Here is a 15,981-nt window from a genome sequence, read left to right as displayed (position 1 = left end):
CTCTGACCCTGCTACCAGTGCTTCGGCCCCGCCCATCGGTGCTTCGCACCCGGCAACGGAGGACACGCATGATGGACATCCCGCCCCGCTTCACCGCCGCCGCCGTCCAGGCGTCCCCGGTCTATCTGGACGCCGCCGCGACCGTGGACAAGGCCGTCTCGTTGATCCACGAGGCGGCCGGCAGCGGCGCTCGACTGGTCGTCTTCCCGGAGGTGTTCGTCTCCGGATACCCGTACTGGAACTGGACGATGAACCCCGTCCAGGGCTCGCCCTGGTACGAACGTCTCTACCGCTCCTCGATCGACGTCCCCGGCCCGCACGTCGACACCCTGTGTGCTGCCGCCCGGCAGGCCGGTGTGGTGGTCGTCATCGGTGTCAACGAACGCGGCGCGCACAGCCTCGGAGTGCTCTACAACACCCTGCTCACCATCGGCTCCGACGGTGAACTCCTCGGCGTACACCGCAAGTTGGTTCCCACCTGGGCCGAGAAGCTCACCTGGACCGGCGGCGACGGCAGTTCCCTGAAGGTCCACCAGACAGCCGTCGGCCCGCTCGGGGTGCTGGCCTGCGGAGAGAACACCAACACGCTGGCCCGGTTCACCCTCCTCGCGCAGGGCGAACTCGTCCACGCCGCGAGCTACATCGCCCTGCCGGTCGCCCCGGCGGACTACGACATGGCCGACGCGATCGCGGTGCGCACCGCCGCGCACAGCTTCGAGGGCAAGGTCTTCTCCGTCGTCGCCTGCTCCACCATCTCCCCGGAGATGGCCGACCTGATCGCCGGAGACGACGCCGAGACCCGCAAGACGCTCGCCCGGCCCCGCAGCGCCCTGTCCGGCATCTTCGGCCCCGACGGCCGGCCGGTCACCGAACCCCTCGTCGACGACGAGGGCATCGTCTACGCCGACATCGACCTCGCCAAGTGCATCCAGCCCAAGCAGATGCACGACATCGTCGGCCACTACAACCGCTTCGACATCTTCCGGCTCCAGGTCGACAACCGCCCCCGCACCCCCCTGGCTCTCACGGTCGACCCCTCGGGGGCCCGGGCGGACGGCACTCCCGCCGACACCACCACCACCCCGAAGGAGGAAGCATGACCGGCTACGACGACGACCAGCTCGGCCGCGCCCATGTGGCCGACAGCCCCGAACTGCTCGCTTACTACGACGAGCTGGCCAAGCTCGACGCGGGCGCCCTGTGGACCGTCGCCAACGACATCGAACCCTGGTACCCGCAGCCCAGGTCCGTCCCCGTGCTCTGGCGCTACGACGAGCTCCGCCCGCTGGTCCACAAGGCCCTGCCGCTGGTGAAGGCGGACGACGCCGGCCGGCGCGTGGTCATGCTGGTCAACCCCGGCCGCAGGGACGTCAGCGCCGCCGTCGGCCTGCTGTACACCGGACTCCAGATCATGGGTCCCGGCGAATTCATGACTGCCCACCGCCACCAGGCCGCCGCGCTGCGCTTCGTCCACGAGGGCACCGGCGCCTGGACCGTCGTCGACGGGCAGAAGCTCAAGGTCGGCCCGCGCGACTTCGCGATCACGCCCAACGGCACCTGGCACGAGCACGGCAACGAGGCCGACGACGCGCCCGTCATCTGGCAGGACGGACTCGACATCCCCCTGGTCAACGCCCTGGACGCCGGCTTCTACGAGGTGCATCCGGAGCTGTACCAGACACCCGGAAAGGTCATCAACTCCTCGGTCCTCAGCTACGGCGGCAACCTGCTGCCGTACGGCATGGAGAAGTGGACCCGCCCCTACTCGCCGGTCTTCGGTTACCCGTGGGAGCCCACGTACCAGGCCCTGTGCAACCTCGCCAAGGCTGTCGAGGGCTCGCCGTACGACGGCGTCATCATGGAGTACACCAACCCCCTCACCGGCGGGTCGGTCATGCCCACGATGGGTGCCCACATGCAGTTGCTGCGCCCGGGCCAGGCCACCCGGGCCCACCGCCACACCGGCTCGGTCGTCTACACGGCGGCCAAGGGCCGGGGCGTGTCGGTGATCGCCGGCCGGCGCTTCGAGTGGAAGCAGGGCGACATCTTCTGCGTGCCGTCCTGGGCCTGGCACGAGCACGAGAACCTCGACCCGTCCGAGGACGCCTGTCTCTTCTCGTTCAACGACTTCCCGGTCATGCACTCGCTCACCTTCTACCGGGAAGAGGCCTACCCCGACAACGACGGCCACCAGCCCGTCCTCCAGGACGGCCAGTAGACGTTCCGTCGCGTGGTCGCAGCCGTTCGGGCCCCACCGGGGGTGGGTCCAGGCAGGCCGCACGACGGAACTCGGGGGCGATCCGTTCGCGCGACCGTCCCCCAAGGGCCGGCGATGCCCACCTGACCGGGCATCGTCGGCCCATCCTCCCCCGCGCACCCCTTCTCTTCAGCGCCCCACTGCAAGGAGCCACCGATGCGACTGGTCACCTACTCCCTCGACGACACCAGTGACACAACCCCTCGCCTGGGCGCCCAGCTCGATGACCTTGTGGTCGACCTCGCGGCCGCGGCCGCCGCCACGGGGACCGAACTGCCCGGCGACCTCCTCTCGTTCATCCGGGCCGGACAGTCGGCCGTCGCCGCCGCGAAGGCACTCCTGCTCGAATGCGGCACCGAGGGTCGGGCGGCCGGTGTCCTCCACCCCCTCGCCGAGGTCACGCTGCACGCGCCGCTGCGCCCCGGAAAGATCATCGGTGTCGGCCTCAACTATGTGGAGCACGTGGAGGAGTCCAGCCGGAGCCTGGACACCGACCGCGAACTGCCCGACCGCCCCGTGTTGTTCTCCAAGCCCGCGACCGCCGTCACCGGCCCGGGCCGGCCGATCCTGCACAACGCCGACCTGACCAAGCAGCTCGACTGGGAGTGCGAACTCGCCGTCGTCATCGGAAAGAAGGCGTTCCGGGTGTCCGAGGACGAGGCTTGGGACCACATCTTCGGCTACAGCATCATCAACGACATCAGCGCCCGCGACCAGCGCCGTTCCGGTCAGTGGTTCTTCTCCAAGGGACAGGACTCCTACGCCCCGTTCGGTCCCGCCGTGCTGACCGCCGACGAGATCGAGAACCCGCTCGACCTGGACCTCGACCTGAAGGTCAACGGCGAGACCAAGCAGAGCTCCAACACCCGCCACATGCTGTTCAAGATCCCCCGCCTGATCGCCGACATCTCCTCCGGCGTCACCCTGGAACCCGGCGACGTCATCGCCACCGGCTCCCCCTCCGGCGTCGGCGCCGGCATGGTCCCCCCGCAGTTCCTCCAGCCGGGCGACCTGGTCGAGGCCACCATCCAGCGCATCGGCACCCTCGCCAACCCGGTCGTCGACGCCCGCTGAACCCCGTGGGGCCGGATCCGGCCCTGACCTGGCCCCACGGCTCGACGTTTCCCCCACCGCCTCCTCGAAGGAGTCCCGCCCGTGACCCCGCGCACCTACCGGGTCGGCCAGATCGTGCCGAGCTCGAACATCACCATGGAGACCGAGGTCCCCGGCATCCTCCGGGCCCGCGAGACCATCGCGCCGGAACGCTTCACCTTCCACTCCAGCCGCATGCGGATGACCCACGTCACCGCCGAACAGCTCAAGGCCATGGACGCCGACTCCGACCGCTGCGCCGTCGAACTGTCCGATGCCGCTGTCGACGTCCTCGGCTATGCCTGCCTGGTCGCCATCATGAGCATGGGCCTCGGCTACCACCGTGTCTCGCAAGAGCGCCTGCACACCCGAACCACCGAGAACGGCGCCGCCGCCCCCGTCGTCACCAGCGCGGGAGCCCTGGTCAACGGCCTGCACACGATGGGCGCCAAGAAGATCGCGCTGGTCGCCCCGTACATGCGTCCGCTCACCCGCACCGTGGTCGACTACCTCACACACGAGGGGATCGAGGTCCTCGACTACGCCGCCCTGGAGATCCCCGGCAACCTCGACGTGGCCGCGCACGATCCGGGGAAGCTGCCGGCCATCGCCAAGAACCTCGCGTACGCCGACGCCGACGCCGTGGTGCTCTCCGCCTGCGTCCAGATGCCGTCCCTGTCCGCGATCGAGGAGGCCGAGCAACTGCTGGGCAAGCCGGTGGTCTCGGCGTCGGTCTGCACCGTCCACCAGATGCTGCGCGCCCTCGACCTGCCCGCCGTCGCCCCCGGCGCCGGACACCTGCTCTCCGGCGCCTACGCCGAGACGCCGCTCGCGACGGGATGACCCTGCGGGGGGACCCGGCCGGGGGACCTGCTCTCACAGCGCCCTCACCGGACCGCCCCAGGCGTCTGGCATCCTGCTGGGTAAGATCACCTCCTGGCATCCGAGGAGGCAATACGACCATGGCGGAGAGCGCGACCCGGCCAAGCTCCCTGATCCACACGATCTACGGCGAGTTCGTCCGGCGCCTCGGCGACTGGATCTCCATCGCAGACCTGATCGCGCTGATGGCGGAACTCGATGTGGACGGCCCGGCCGTCCGCTCCGCGATCTCCCGCCTGAAGAAGGCCGGGACACTCCTCCAGGAACGCCGGGACGGCATCGGTTACCGGCTCGGCCCGGAGATGGGCCCGGTCTTCGACGAGGGCGACCGCCGCATCTTCGGCAGCCTCGAACCCGCCCGCCTCCAGGACGGCTGGGTCGTCGCCGTGTTCTCGGTACCCGAGTCCGAGCGCTCACACCGCCACCAGCTGCGCTCCCGCCTGACCTGGCTCGGCTTCGGCAACGCCGCCCCGGGAGTCTGGCTGGCCCCCGCCCGCCTGCTCCCGGACGCTCGGCGGATGCTGGAGCGGCTCGGCCTGAGCGCCTACGTCCACCTGTTCACCTCCGACTACGCGGGCTTCGCCGAACTGCGCGACGCGGTGAGCTCATGGTGGGACTTCCCGGCCATCGAGGCCCAGTACGCAGCGTTCACCGACGAATGGGCCCCGGTCGCCGAGGAGCTACGGTCGGAGCCGCAGATCGACCCGGTCCTCGCGTTCCGCGATTACGTCCCCATGCTCACCCAGTGGCGCCGCCTGCCCTACCTCGACCCGGGACTGCCCTCCGAGCTGCTGCCCGACGACTGGAACGCCGTCGAGGCCAGACGCGTCTTCGTGGAGCTCCACGACCTGCTGGCCGTGCCGAGCCTGCGGCACGTCGAGAAGCTCACCGGCCTCGCACAGACGGAGCGTTCGGCCGGCTGACCCGTCAGCCGCGATCGCGACCGGCCGACTTCGCCGGCGCGGCCGCACGCATGGCGTGGGGTTCTGGTACCAATGGTTCTCGGCTGGGCACAGGCGTCAGGACGACTGGCGGGGGACCGTCTCGAACCAGATGCCGGGGAGCGGCTCGGCAGAGCCTTCCCGGACGAGCTGGTCGACGGCGTCGGCCAGCAGGCCAGCGCCGGGCAGGTGATAGCGCACCGAGGTCAGACGCGGCCGTACGACGCGGGCGAGCAACAGATCGTCCGCGCCGACGACCGCGATCTCCTCCGGGACCGCTACTCCGCAGTCCGTCAGGGCGGCCGAAAGCAGGGCCGCGTACTCGTCGTTGTAGCCGAACACCGCGTCAAGACCCAGCTCCCGACACAGGGTCGCAAGGGCCGCGGCCGCCTCGTCGCTGTAGCGCATCGGCAGCGGGGTGACCTCGACTCCTCGCTTGGCGGCGACGCTCCTCGCACCGGCCAGGCGGGGCTCGGAGAACGCGGACAGACCCCGCTCCACCGGCATCACCACTCCGATCCGCGTGCGGCCCCGCTCGGCCAGGTGCTCGATTGCCGCGATGCCGACGCCGCTCTGGTCGCCGATCAGGGTGTACGCCCCTTCTACGGGGGCCGGGGCAACGGTGACGACGGCCTTCGTCCCGGCCTGCAGGAGTATGCGTACCGCCTCGGGGGTCATCCTCTCGTCGCCCATCGACACGACCGCGGTGGGGCGCAGCCGCGCCCAGGCGCGGGCCGCGGTCACCGGGTCGGCAGATCGGTCGCCGTGAAGGACGACCGTGTAGCCGTGGCCGCCCAGGGCGGTCTCCAGCTCGTCCACCCAGTCGCTGAACAGTCGCCCCATCGCGGACACGGAGGCGGGCAGCACCACCAGGTCGGTGCGGCCCGCCCGCAGCGCTGCCGCCGCCGCGTGCGGGACGTAACCGAGTTCCTCTGCGGCAGCCCGCACCTTCGCCTTGGTCGCCTCGCTGATCCGGGCTGACGGGGTCGCGTTCAGGACGAAGGAGACGGTCGCGCGGGAGACGCCGGCGAGGCGTGCGACGTCGGCGCTGGTGACCGGGGGCGCGGGGTTCGGCTCGGTTGACATAACGATTGCATCATTCCAGGTCGCGGAAGGCTGGCGCAGCCTCTGAGGCGAGTGCTACACAGATAAGAGCAGATTACACGTGTTATCTCGCTGGGGACTCATCCCGCGCCCGCCCCTTCCTGCGCGACGGCCCGGCATCCCCGCACCGCTCAGCTCACACCTTCACCGAGCGCACCCCCCTTCCGTATCCCGGCGTTTCCTCCCGAACCGGAGCCGACCATGAACAGCAAGACGACGGACGAATCCGCGAGACCTCTCACCACCGAAGGGGCTCAGCCCCGCCAAGGCGGCCTCATGGCGCTGCTGGCACTCGCCAACACGTCGATGTTCGCCCTCTACCTGGGCGTCGGAGCCGTCCTGGTCCCGACCCAGATCGCCCAGCTCGACCCCGTGAACAAGGTCGCGACCCTGGGGCTCGTGGGCGGGATCGGCGCGGTCTTCGCCACGGTGTTCAACCCGATCGCCGGCGCACTGTCCGACCGGTCCGGCCGCCGCAGCCCGTGGATCCTGGGCGGTGCCCTCGCGTCCCTGGCGCTCATGGCCTTCCTCGGCAGTGTCAACACGGTGCTGCTCGTGGCCATCGGCTGGTGCCTCGGACAGGCGACCATGAACGTCTACCAGGCCGCGACCACGGCGGTCGTGCCGGACCGGATCCCGCCGGCCCGACGCGGAACGGCCTCGGCCCTCGTCGGCCTCGGCCTGCCGATCGGCGGCACGCTCGGCGTGCTCATCGCCTCCGCGACCGCCGGCACCCCGCGCACCGGCTACCTCGCGCTCGGCGCGATCGTCGCCGTGGCGGCCGTCCTGCTGACCGCGCTGGGCCGCGAACCGCGCCGTGAGCCCCTGCCGCCGGTCCCGTTCCGCCAGCAGGTGGCGAGATTCCTCTCGGCGCTCTCGACCCACGACTTCCGCTGGGCCTTCATCGGCCGGGCGCTCCTTGTCCTCGGCTACTTCTCCGTCACCGGCTACCAGCTCTACATCCTGTCCGACCACATCAAGCTGCCGGCCGGCCTGACACCACCTGCCGCGATAGCCATCCTCACCCCGGTCTCCATGGCGGCCATGGCCGTCTCCACGGTCATCGGCGGCGTGCTGTCGGACCGCTGGAACCGCAGGAAGGTCTTCATCGGAGTCTCCGCCGCGCTCTCCGGCCTGGTGATGGCCATCCCGGTGATCAGCCCCACCTGGACGGGGATGCTCGCGTTCAGCGCGCTCAACGGCCTGGCCTTCGGCTGCTTCATGGCCGTCGACACCGCGCTCGTCACCCTCGTCCTGCCGAGATCCGAGGACGCCGCCCGCGACATGGGCGTGCTCAACATCGCCAGCGCCGGACCGCAGATCCTCGCCCCGTTCGTCGCCTCCCTCGTGATCGCCCACCTCGGCGGCTACACGGGCCTCTTCCTGGCCGGCGGCGCACTCTCGCTGCTCGGCGCACTCGCCATCCTGCCGGTCCGTACGGTCCGCTGACACCGGGCCACGGCCGCCGCGTCCACCCGGACGCCCCCTCGCCGGTGTCGACGGCCGGCTGTGACCCCATCGCCCCGGGACCCGCGTCGTGGACAGCGCGGGTCCTCCCGTTCCGACGTCGGAGAGCCATGAACACGCAGCCCGATCCCACCACCGCCGGGGCCGACCACGACCGCGAGACCGCCGTCGAGGATGCCCTCGCGAAGCTGGACCTCACGGCCAAGGTCGCGCTCCTCGCCGGGGCCGACATGTGGTCCCTGCCCCCGAACGACACGATCGGACTCGGCCGGCTCGTCATGTCCGACGGCCCCGCCGGAGTGCGCGGCGAACACTGGACACCGGACGACCCGTCGATCGCCATCCCGTCCCCGACCGCGCAGGCCGCCACCTGGGATCCCGAACTCGCCCGCCGCACCGGCCGGCTGCTCGCCCAGGAGGCGCGCCGCAAGGGCGCCCACGTGGTCCTGGCACCGACAGTCAACCTGCACCGCACCCCGCGCGGGGGCCGCCACTTCGAGTGCTACTCCGAAGACCCGCTGCTCAGCGGTGAGATCGGCGCCGCCCTGGTCTCCGGCATCCAGGACGGGGGAGTGGCGACCACCCCCAAACACTTCGTCGCCAACGACTCCGAGACCGATCGCTTCACCGTCGACGTGCGGGTCGACGAGCGGACCCTGCGCGAGCTCTACCTCGCCCCGTACGAGATGATCGTCCGCAAGGCACGGCCCTGGGGCATGATGGCCTCGTACAACCAGGTCAACGGCGCGAGCATGACCGAGAACGACGCGATCAACAACGGTGTGGTCCGCGGGGAGTGGGGCTTCGACGGCGTCCTGGTCTCCGACTGGACCGGCGCCCGCGACACCGTACGGACCGCCCTCGGCGGGCTCGACATCGCCATGCCGGGGCCGGGCACCGTCTACGGCGAACACCTTGTCGCGGCCGTCCGCGAAGGCCGAGTGCCACTGCACGTCGTCGACGACATGGCCCGCCGCGTCCTGCGGCTCGCCGCCCGCGTCGGCCTGCTCGGCGGCGCCCCCGCCGCCGTGCCGGCCGCGAAGCTGCCAGCAGCCGTCGACGGCGAGGGCCTCGCCCGAGAGATCGCCGTGCGTTCCTTCGTGCTGCTTCGCAATGAGGGCGGTGTACTGCCGCTCCCGGCCGCACCCGAACGTATCGCGGTGGTCGGCACCGCCGCCGTCGAGCCCCGCACCGGCGGCGGGGGCAGCGCCGAGGTCTTTCCCACTCGGACGACCTGCCTGCTGGACGAGCTGCAGGCCGCCCTGCCGACCGCCACCGAGCTGGTGTACGCGCCCGGCGTGGACCCCCGCGTCCACGTCCCCCCGGCTGCCATTCCGCTCACCGCTGAACTTCTCGGCAAAGATGGCGAGTTGCTGGCGACGACCGCCCTCCGGGACGGGACCGTGCGGTGGATGGGGGAACTGCCCGACGAGGTGGCGTTCGCCGACCTGGCCGCCGTGCGGCTGGCCGGGACCTTGGTGCCACAGGGCAGCGGAGCCCACCGCCTGTCCGTCCGGGGCGTCGGCCGTTTCCATCTGGAGGCCGGCGACCGAGTGCTCTTCGACGGTGTCGTCGAGCCCGACGGCGACGATCCGGCGGGTGCGTTCCTCAATCCGCCGGAGCGGGTCTTCGAGATCGAACTGACCGCGGGCCGCTCCGTCGGGCTGCGACTGCGGCACACGCCTCCCGCCCGCTCCGGGGTGGCCGGCTTCGGGATGCTCTCCTTCACGCTCGGCCACGCCGCACCCGCCCGCACCGAGGAGGAACTGATCGCCGAAGCGGTGGAGGCGGCCGCCGCGGCCGACGTGGCCGTGGTCGTCGTGGCCACCACCGAGGAGGTCGAGAGCGAGGGCGCGGACCGGACGAACCTCTCGCTCCCCGGCCGCCAGGACGAGCTGGTCACCCGGGTCGCCGCCGCCAACGCGCGCACGGTCGTCGTGGTCAACGCCGGATCCCCGGTGCTCATGCCGTGGCGCGACGAGGTGGCCGGCGTGCTGCTGACCTGGTTCCCCGGCCAGGAGGGCGGCGCCGCCCTCGCCGACGTCCTACTCGGGCACGCGGAACCCGGCGGCCGGCTGCCCACGACCTGGCCCGCAGAGGAGGCCGACAGCCCGGTCCAGCAGGTCGAACCCGAGGAGGGCGAATTGACGTATGGAGAGGGCCTGTTCATCGGATACCGGGCCTGGGAGCGGTCGGCCACCGCTCCCGCGTACTGGTTCGGCCACGGCCTCGGCTACACCGACTGGGCCTACGAGAGCCTGGAGGTTCGCCGCGTGGAGAACATGGACGCCGGCGACCCGTACGAGGCCGCCGCCGAGGTCACCGTACGGATCCGCAACACCGGCAAGCGCGCCGGGCGCGAGATCGTGCAGCTCTATCTCGCCCACGACGGAACCGACCCCTCACGCCCTGCCCGGCATCTTGCCGCGTTCGCCGCGGTGGAAGCCGACGCCGGCGAGTCGGCGGTCGCGCGGATGCGGATTCCGCTGCGCGAGCTGCAGACCTGGGACACCGCGGCGGGCGGCTGGCGGATGAGCCCGGGCACGTACGCGGTGGAAGCCGGACGCAGCATCGTCGACCGCCGCCTCAGCGCCGCTCTGGAGGTACCTGAGGGTGCTTGACCCGCAGGACTCCGCTCGGGCGGGCGGCCGGACCTCCCGCCCACGTCATTCCGGCCCGAACCGTTCGAACCGAGCGAGGAGCACCCATGCCTCTGTCACCCGCCGACCTGCTGATCCGTGCCGCCGCCGTCCACACACTGGAGCCCGGGCAGGGACCCCAGCGGGCCATTGCCGTCAGGGGCGAGCACGTCATCGCGCTCGCACCCACCCCGGACGGCCTGGACCACCTGGTGGGACCCGCCACCGAGGTGGTCGACGAGCCCGGAGCCGCCGTCCTGCCCGCGTTCGACGACACCCATACGCACCTGATCTTCGCCGCCTACAGCGTCCATGACGTGCCCGTCCACCACGCCCGGACCATCCCCGAGTTCCTCGACCTCATCCGCGAACGCGCCGCCACCACTCCACCCGGCGAATGGATCCGCACCACCACCAACTGGCAGGAACTCAACCTCCTCGAACAACGCCTCCCCACCGCGGAGGAACTGGACCGGGCGACCACCGACCACCCGGTGCTCGTCAAGCGCGGCGGGCACAACGACGTGCTCAACTCCCACGCCATGCGCCTCGCCGGCATCACCACCGACACTCCGCAGCCCGAAGGCGGGATCATCGAACGCGACGAGCGGGGCCGCCTGACCGGCCGCCTGATCGACAAGGCGATGGCCCTGGCCGAGCGGCTGCTCCCGCGCCCGGACCTGGAAGGCCGGATCGACGGCCTTCGCCTCGCCTCGCGCGACTACGCCGCCACCGGCATCGGTACCGTCCGCGACTGCATGGTCCCCGTCGAGGACCTGGACGTGCTCCGCGCCGCCCGCGAGGCGGGCGCACTCGCGGTCCGAATGCGTGCCCTCGTCTCCGGATTCGGCGCCCGGACCCCGGCCGAGATCGACGACCTCCTGGACCGCATGGAGCCCTGGCGGTACGCCGACGACGCCTGGTTGCGCGTCTGGGGCGTGAAATTCGGCATCGACGGCGGGATCGAGGCAGGCGCGCTCGACGAGCCGTACGCGGACCGCCCCTGCTACCACGGTCACCTGCTGTGGGAGCCGGCTGCCCTCGCGGACGCCGTCGATCGGGTCGTACGACGCGGATGGCGGGTCGGCGTCCACGCCTGGGGCGACCGCGGCCTGCGCACCCTGCTGGACGTCTACGAGACCGTCCTGCAGCACCATCCCGGCCTCCCGCAGGGCACCCTGGTGATCGAACACGGCGGACTGGCCCGGCCCGACCAGCGCGCGAGAGCCGTCCGGCTCGGCATCCCGGTGACCGTTCAGCACCCCCTGCTGCACGACGCGGCCGCCGCACAGATCCGCGCCTGGGGAGCCGACCGTGTCAGCGACATCTTCCCGCTCCGGGAATGGATCGACGACGGCGCCCTGCTCACGGCGGGTTCGGACTTCCCCGTCGGGCCGTACGGCGCCATGACCTCGGTCTGGGGCATGACGACCCGCCAGACCGTCGCGGGCGCTCAGGGCCCCGGTCACGCCATCACCCTCGATGAGGCCGTCGCCCTGCACACCTCGAACGCGGCCCGTCTGCTCGGCGAGCACGACGACCGGGGCAGCCTCGCGCCCGGAAAGCTCGCCGACCTGACCCTGTGGCCCACCGACCCCATGAGCTGCCCCACCGAGCATCTGGCGGTACTGCGCCCCACGCTCACCGTGGTGGGCGGCCGGGCCGTGCACGACTCCCGGGAAGGTGCGGCCCGTTGAGCCGACCGGCTTCGAGGCGCGTCGCACCGCCATGCCAGGCGGTGCCACAGATATACCGATCAGGACTGCCGAGGCAGCCGCAAGGAAGGGAACAGCAGCCATGAGCCTTGTCGTCAGGACGACCGGAGGCGCGGTCGAGGGTGTCGCCCTCGATGGACTGAACGCCTTCAAGGGGATTCCCTTCGCCGCGCCTCCGGACGGCCCGCTCCGCTTCCGGGCACCGGAGCCCGCGCCCGCGTGGGAGGGCGTACGCCCCGCCCGCGAGTTCGGCGCGGCGCCGCCACAGCTGCCCCTGGTCCCCGGGATGCCCCGGTTCTGGCATCCCGGGGACGGCCTCGACTGCCTGACCGTCAACGTCTGGACGCCGGGCGGCGGAAACGACCGGCTGCCCGTGATGGTGTGGATCTACGGCGGCGGCTGGAAGAGCGGGACCTCCAGCGACCCCGCGTACGACGGCGCCGTGCTCGCCCGTGGCGGTGTGGTGATGGTGACCTTCAACTACCGGGTGGGTTTCGAAGGCTTCGGCACCGTCCCCGGGGCCCCCGCCAACCGCGGCTTCCTCGACCAGATCGCGGCACTCCGCTGGGTGCGGGAGAACATCGCAGCCTTCGGCGGAGACCCCGACAACGTCACGATCTTCGGCGAGTCGGGCGGGGGAGCGTCGGTCGCCGCCCTGCTGTCCGCGCCAGCCGCACGCGGTCTGTTCCGACGGGCGATCGTCCAGAGCATCGCCGGCCGCTATCTGCCCCCTGAGGAGTCCGAGCGGATCGCCGACCTGACCGCCGAAGCCCTGAAGATCAAACCGGAGGAACTCGTCACCGTCGCGCCGGAGGACCTGCTGTCCGTGCAGGACGCACCGCTCGCCGCGATGGCCGCGGACCCAGGGGCGTGGACCACCCCGGAGACGATCACCTCCTTCTCGCCGGTCATCGACGGCATCACCGTCGTAGACAAGCCCTGGCTCGCGCTGCGCACCGGGGCGGCCCGTGACATCGACCTGATCTCCGGCTTCACCCACGACGAGTTCACGATGTTCGCGATCGAACGCGGCCTGATCCGGCCGAGTGTGACGGCCATGGTCAAGTCCCTGCCCGCTCTCGCCGGCATGGCCGTCGACCGGATCCGCGACCGGAAGTCGCCACGAGCCCCCCGCGCCAAGCAGCGCGTCGGCACGGTCGACCTGGCGGCCACCGCCGGGCACCTCGGCCTCGACGCGTCCGCGCCGGCCGGCTACCGGGCCGCGTACCCCGGCCTGAGCGACGCCCAGCTGTACACCGTGATGTACTCCGACGCGCTCTTCCGCATGCCCGCGCTCTGGCTCGCCGAGGCGCACACCGCCGCGGGCGGCACCAGCCACGTCTACGACTTCACCTGGCAGAGCCCGGCGCTGGGCGGTGCACTGGGGGCCTGCCACACCGTCGACATCCCCGCGACCCTGGGCAACACCAGCAGCCCGCTCGCCTCCTTCGTCCTCGCGGGACGGCCGCCTTCCGCCGACTACGACCGGATGTCCGAACAGCTCCGGGCCGCCTGGATCTCGTTCGCGGCCACGGGAGACCCGGGCTGGCCGCCGTTCACCGCGGAGGACTCCCTCACCCGCATCTGGGACGTCGAACCCACGGTCACGACCGACCCTCTCGCAGCCTCCCGCAGGATCTGGAAGCAGCTCTCCGGTCTATAACGGGTGCGAGTAGTTGGGGTACAGGAAATCCCGATGAGAACGATCATGGTCGGGGCGTGACCCAAGTGACCCGTCGGTAGGGTTCGACGGTGGCCCTGCTCTCCTCTGACCTCGAACCTTGACCGATTGCCACTGAAGTTGGACCACTACGCGAGCGTGCCATTACATCTCAGCGCCCTGGAATCTCAGTCCGCTCTCCTACACCGCAGGCGCCACGTTCGGTCGCGCGGTGGCCGAATGTGAATCGCACAAACGAGTGATCTTGGGCCGAACCGCCCCGCCCGGTCGTGCCGGCCCCCCAGGATGCAGGCGACCGACTGACCGGCACCACAGAACAGGGAAAACACATGACCACCGTGGCGAACGATGTCATGAGCGAGAAGTACGGGCGGGCCTTCGACCTCCTGGACGCCGACAAGAACGGCTACGTGGGCTGGGAGGACTACCAGGCCCTGGCCGACCGCTTCATCAGCGCCTACAAGCTGGACAAGACCGACCGCCGCGCCCAGGGACTGGCCACGGCTCTCCAGATGCAGTGGCTGGAGCTCCTGCGCTACGCGGAGGCCAGCGCCGACCGCCTCAACCGCGACCAGTACATCTCGGCTTCTCGTCTGGCCACCGTGGACACCAGCAGGATCAACTACGTCGACCTCACTGGCCACGCGTTCTTCGACGTCATCGACGCCGACGGAAACAACGAGATCAGCAAGGACGAGTTCCTCCGCCTCCTCACGGACGTCTGGAAGGTCACCGACCCTGCCGCGCCGGAAGTCTTCTACCGGATCGACACCGACGGAGACGGAGTCATCTCCCGAGCGGAGTTCATCCGAACCATCCGCGAGTACTACCTCTCCTCCGACCCCAAGGCACCTGGATCGGTGATCTTCGGTCAGATCTGAGCACGCCCCGCACTGGGCCCCGGCACCCTCGCCAGGTGCCGGGGCACAGTGCTGTCCCGGCACCAACCCCGCACCGTCCAGCAGCCGGGGTGGCGGCAACGATGCAGATCGTCACCTGGTTACTGCTCAGCCGCTCGACGCGACCGGTCTAACTTCGGTGGCAGGCCATCCAGCTTCGATGTCAGAGGACACCTGCCCTGACCTGAGGCGTCTCCGCGCGATGCCTGGCGTCGCGTGACGTCAATGCGTCGTACGCGCCGGTACGGCGCCCGATTTCGACGCCTCGACGTCACGGTAGGCCCGGCGGCGCCGACTGCGGTACGCGCGGTCTCTGCAGCGGGCCGAGCAGTAGCGGGCGTCCCGGCGCCGGTGTCCCGCCGCGTACGTCATCCGCCCGCACACCGGGCACATGAGGCGGCGAAGAAGCCGCTCGTCGTCGAGGGCGACTGCCTTGAGCAGCAGCCGGCCGAGCGCGCCGTCCCGCCGGGTCCGTTGCCGGGCCCGGTACGCCTGGGCGCGGCAGGCGGGACCGCAGCGGGATCAATTGAAGCCATGGAACAGTCCGACCGGATTCGGCAGAGCGTCTATCGCCGTGCCAGGGTCCGGCACCGTTGCACCCTGGCCGAGAGGCAGCTAGAACTAGGCCACCTTGAAGCCGCGTGCCAAACGTGGACTCTCGCCCTGGAGGACTACCCCAGTCTCCAGTCCGGAAGGGCGGACGAGCGGATTCGGACCATGCACAGCCGGATTCGCCCGTTCATGAAGAATCATGCAGGCCGTGACCTTTTCGAACGGGCTCGTCTGGTGACCCCGGAAAGACTGTTGCCCCACTAACGCGAAACAGCCCGCACTTACAGCGTCATAAGAGCGCCATGGGTGCGGGCTTTGGTTCCACTAAAACGCTCTGATGAGCCATGCGAGTTTTTTTGCCTCCCTGCCGATCTTTTGGCGGGAGAGAGGGGAGTACCCCCCTGGTCAGCGTCACCAACGGCGAGGCTGGACACGCTCAGCAGCCCATCCACCAGGCTGGTTGCGCGCGGTCTCACGGTTGTGGCACGTCGAGCACAGCGGACGCAGACGAGAGAACGCGTCCGGATCGGACACGCCACGTGCGACCAGCGAGCGACGCGACTCGGGGAAGTGGTCAGCCACCGTCGCCGAGCGCCCGCACAGCAGACACCACGGATTCCGGTACAGGTACGCCTTACGAATCCGCTGCCACCGCGTGCTGTAGCCCCGCTCAGCCGAGGACCCACGCAACCGCTCGGCCTCACGCTGGTGCTCGGCACAGAGGCCACCACGGGCGGTCAGCTCGGGACACC

Annotated in this window: 11 protein-coding genes; 10 read left to right on the top strand and 1 reads right to left on the bottom strand. The window is 70.6% G+C overall.

Annotated features, from left to right (window positions below; genetic code table 11):
- The first annotated feature begins 68 nt into the window (after positions 1-68).
- From AB0C73_RS05580 to AB0C73_RS05560, 5 genes are all read left to right on the top strand, one after another.
- Complete coding sequence (locus tag AB0C73_RS05580; protein WP_362524930.1) at positions 69-1,100, top strand: carbon-nitrogen hydrolase family protein; 1,032 nt, start codon at positions 69-71, stop codon at positions 1,098-1,100.
- Positions 1,097-2,218, top strand: a complete 1,122-nt coding sequence (locus AB0C73_RS05575; RefSeq protein WP_362524927.1) for a cupin domain-containing protein — start codon at positions 1,097-1,099, stop codon at positions 2,216-2,218. Before AB0C73_RS05580 ends, AB0C73_RS05575 begins: the two co-directional genes overlap by 4 nt.
- A gap of 195 nt (positions 2,219-2,413) precedes the next feature.
- Positions 2,414-3,331: a fumarylacetoacetate hydrolase family protein gene (locus tag AB0C73_RS05570; RefSeq protein ID WP_362524925.1), complete on the top strand. Its 918-nt coding sequence runs from the start codon at positions 2,414-2,416 to the stop codon at positions 3,329-3,331.
- Between the two features lie 135 nt (positions 3,332-3,466).
- Entirely contained in the window at positions 3,467-4,192 is a 726-nt protein-coding gene (locus tag AB0C73_RS05565) for an Asp/Glu racemase (RefSeq protein ID WP_362525583.1), read from the top strand.
- Positions 4,193-4,311: 119 nt separating this feature from the next.
- Complete coding sequence (locus tag AB0C73_RS05560) at positions 4,312-5,154, top strand: PaaX family transcriptional regulator C-terminal domain-containing protein (protein ID WP_362524924.1); 843 nt, start codon at positions 4,312-4,314, stop codon at positions 5,152-5,154.
- A gap of 96 nt (positions 5,155-5,250) precedes the next feature.
- On the opposite strand, the gene AB0C73_RS05555 is transcribed toward AB0C73_RS05560, so the two are convergent.
- The gene (locus AB0C73_RS05555; protein WP_362524921.1) at positions 5,251-6,258 is read right to left on the bottom strand and encodes a LacI family DNA-binding transcriptional regulator; all 1,008 of its coding nucleotides are present in this window, start codon (positions 6,256-6,258) and stop codon (positions 5,251-5,253) included.
- Between the two features lie 294 nt (positions 6,259-6,552).
- On the opposite strand from AB0C73_RS05555, the gene AB0C73_RS05550 reads away from it, so the two are divergent.
- The 5 genes from AB0C73_RS05550 to AB0C73_RS05530 all read left to right on the top strand — a co-directional run bounded on the left by AB0C73_RS05550 (position 6,553) and on the right by AB0C73_RS05530 (position 14,659).
- Entirely contained in the window at positions 6,553-7,725 is a 1,173-nt protein-coding gene (locus AB0C73_RS05550; protein WP_362524919.1) for an MFS transporter, read from the top strand.
- 128 nt (positions 7,726-7,853) lie between these two features.
- Positions 7,854-10,364 (top strand): glycoside hydrolase family 3 C-terminal domain-containing protein, encoded by a 2,511-nt coding sequence (locus AB0C73_RS05545; protein WP_362524917.1) that lies wholly within the window; start codon positions 7,854-7,856, stop codon positions 10,362-10,364.
- A gap of 86 nt (positions 10,365-10,450) precedes the next feature.
- Positions 10,451-12,079 carry an amidohydrolase gene (locus tag AB0C73_RS05540; RefSeq protein ID WP_362524915.1) on the top strand — a complete coding sequence of 543 codons (1,629 nt, stop codon included), beginning with the start codon at positions 10,451-10,453 and terminating at the stop codon, positions 12,077-12,079.
- 100 nt (positions 12,080-12,179) lie between these two features.
- Complete coding sequence (locus tag AB0C73_RS05535) at positions 12,180-13,760, top strand: carboxylesterase family protein (protein ID WP_362524912.1); 1,581 nt, start codon at positions 12,180-12,182, stop codon at positions 13,758-13,760.
- Between the two features lie 347 nt (positions 13,761-14,107).
- Positions 14,108-14,659, top strand: a complete 552-nt coding sequence (locus AB0C73_RS05530) for an EF-hand domain-containing protein (protein ID WP_362524910.1) — start codon at positions 14,108-14,110, stop codon at positions 14,657-14,659.
- Positions 14,660-15,981: the final 1,322 nt, after the last annotated feature.

Origin of the sequence: Streptomyces sp. NPDC048623, assembly GCF_040650755.1 — a bacterium.
GTDB lineage: Bacteria > Actinomycetota > Actinomycetes > Streptomycetales > Streptomycetaceae > Streptomyces.
Note: the sequence above shows the minus strand (reverse complement) of the source record. Positions and strands in the feature narration are given on the sequence as shown.

Bases quoted from the DNA above. Each gene is read 5' to 3' on its own strand.
- AB0C73_RS05535 (WP_362524912.1), top strand. From the start codon at position 12,180: ATGAGCCTTGTCGTCAGGACGACCGGAGGCGCGGTCGAGGGTGTCGCC.
- AB0C73_RS05580 (WP_362524930.1), top strand. From the start codon at position 69: ATGATGGACATCCCGCCCCGCTTCACCGCCGCCGCCGTCCAGGCGTCC.
- AB0C73_RS05540 (WP_362524915.1), top strand. From the start codon at position 10,451: ATGCCTCTGTCACCCGCCGACCTGCTGATCCGTGCCGCCGCCGTCCAC.
- AB0C73_RS05555 (WP_362524921.1), bottom strand. From the start codon at position 6,258: ATGTCAACCGAGCCGAACCCCGCGCCCCCGGTCACCAGCGCCGACGTC.
- AB0C73_RS05545 (WP_362524917.1), top strand. From the start codon at position 7,854: ATGAACACGCAGCCCGATCCCACCACCGCCGGGGCCGACCACGACCGC.
- AB0C73_RS05560 (WP_362524924.1), top strand. From the start codon at position 4,312: ATGGCGGAGAGCGCGACCCGGCCAAGCTCCCTGATCCACACGATCTAC.
- AB0C73_RS05570 (WP_362524925.1), top strand. From the start codon at position 2,414: ATGCGACTGGTCACCTACTCCCTCGACGACACCAGTGACACAACCCCT.
- AB0C73_RS05565 (WP_362525583.1), top strand. From the start codon at position 3,467: ATGGAGACCGAGGTCCCCGGCATCCTCCGGGCCCGCGAGACCATCGCG.
- AB0C73_RS05575 (WP_362524927.1), top strand. From the start codon at position 1,097: ATGACCGGCTACGACGACGACCAGCTCGGCCGCGCCCATGTGGCCGAC.
- AB0C73_RS05550 (WP_362524919.1), top strand. From the start codon at position 6,553: ATGGCGCTGCTGGCACTCGCCAACACGTCGATGTTCGCCCTCTACCTG.
- AB0C73_RS05530 (WP_362524910.1), top strand. From the start codon at position 14,108: ATGACCACCGTGGCGAACGATGTCATGAGCGAGAAGTACGGGCGGGCC.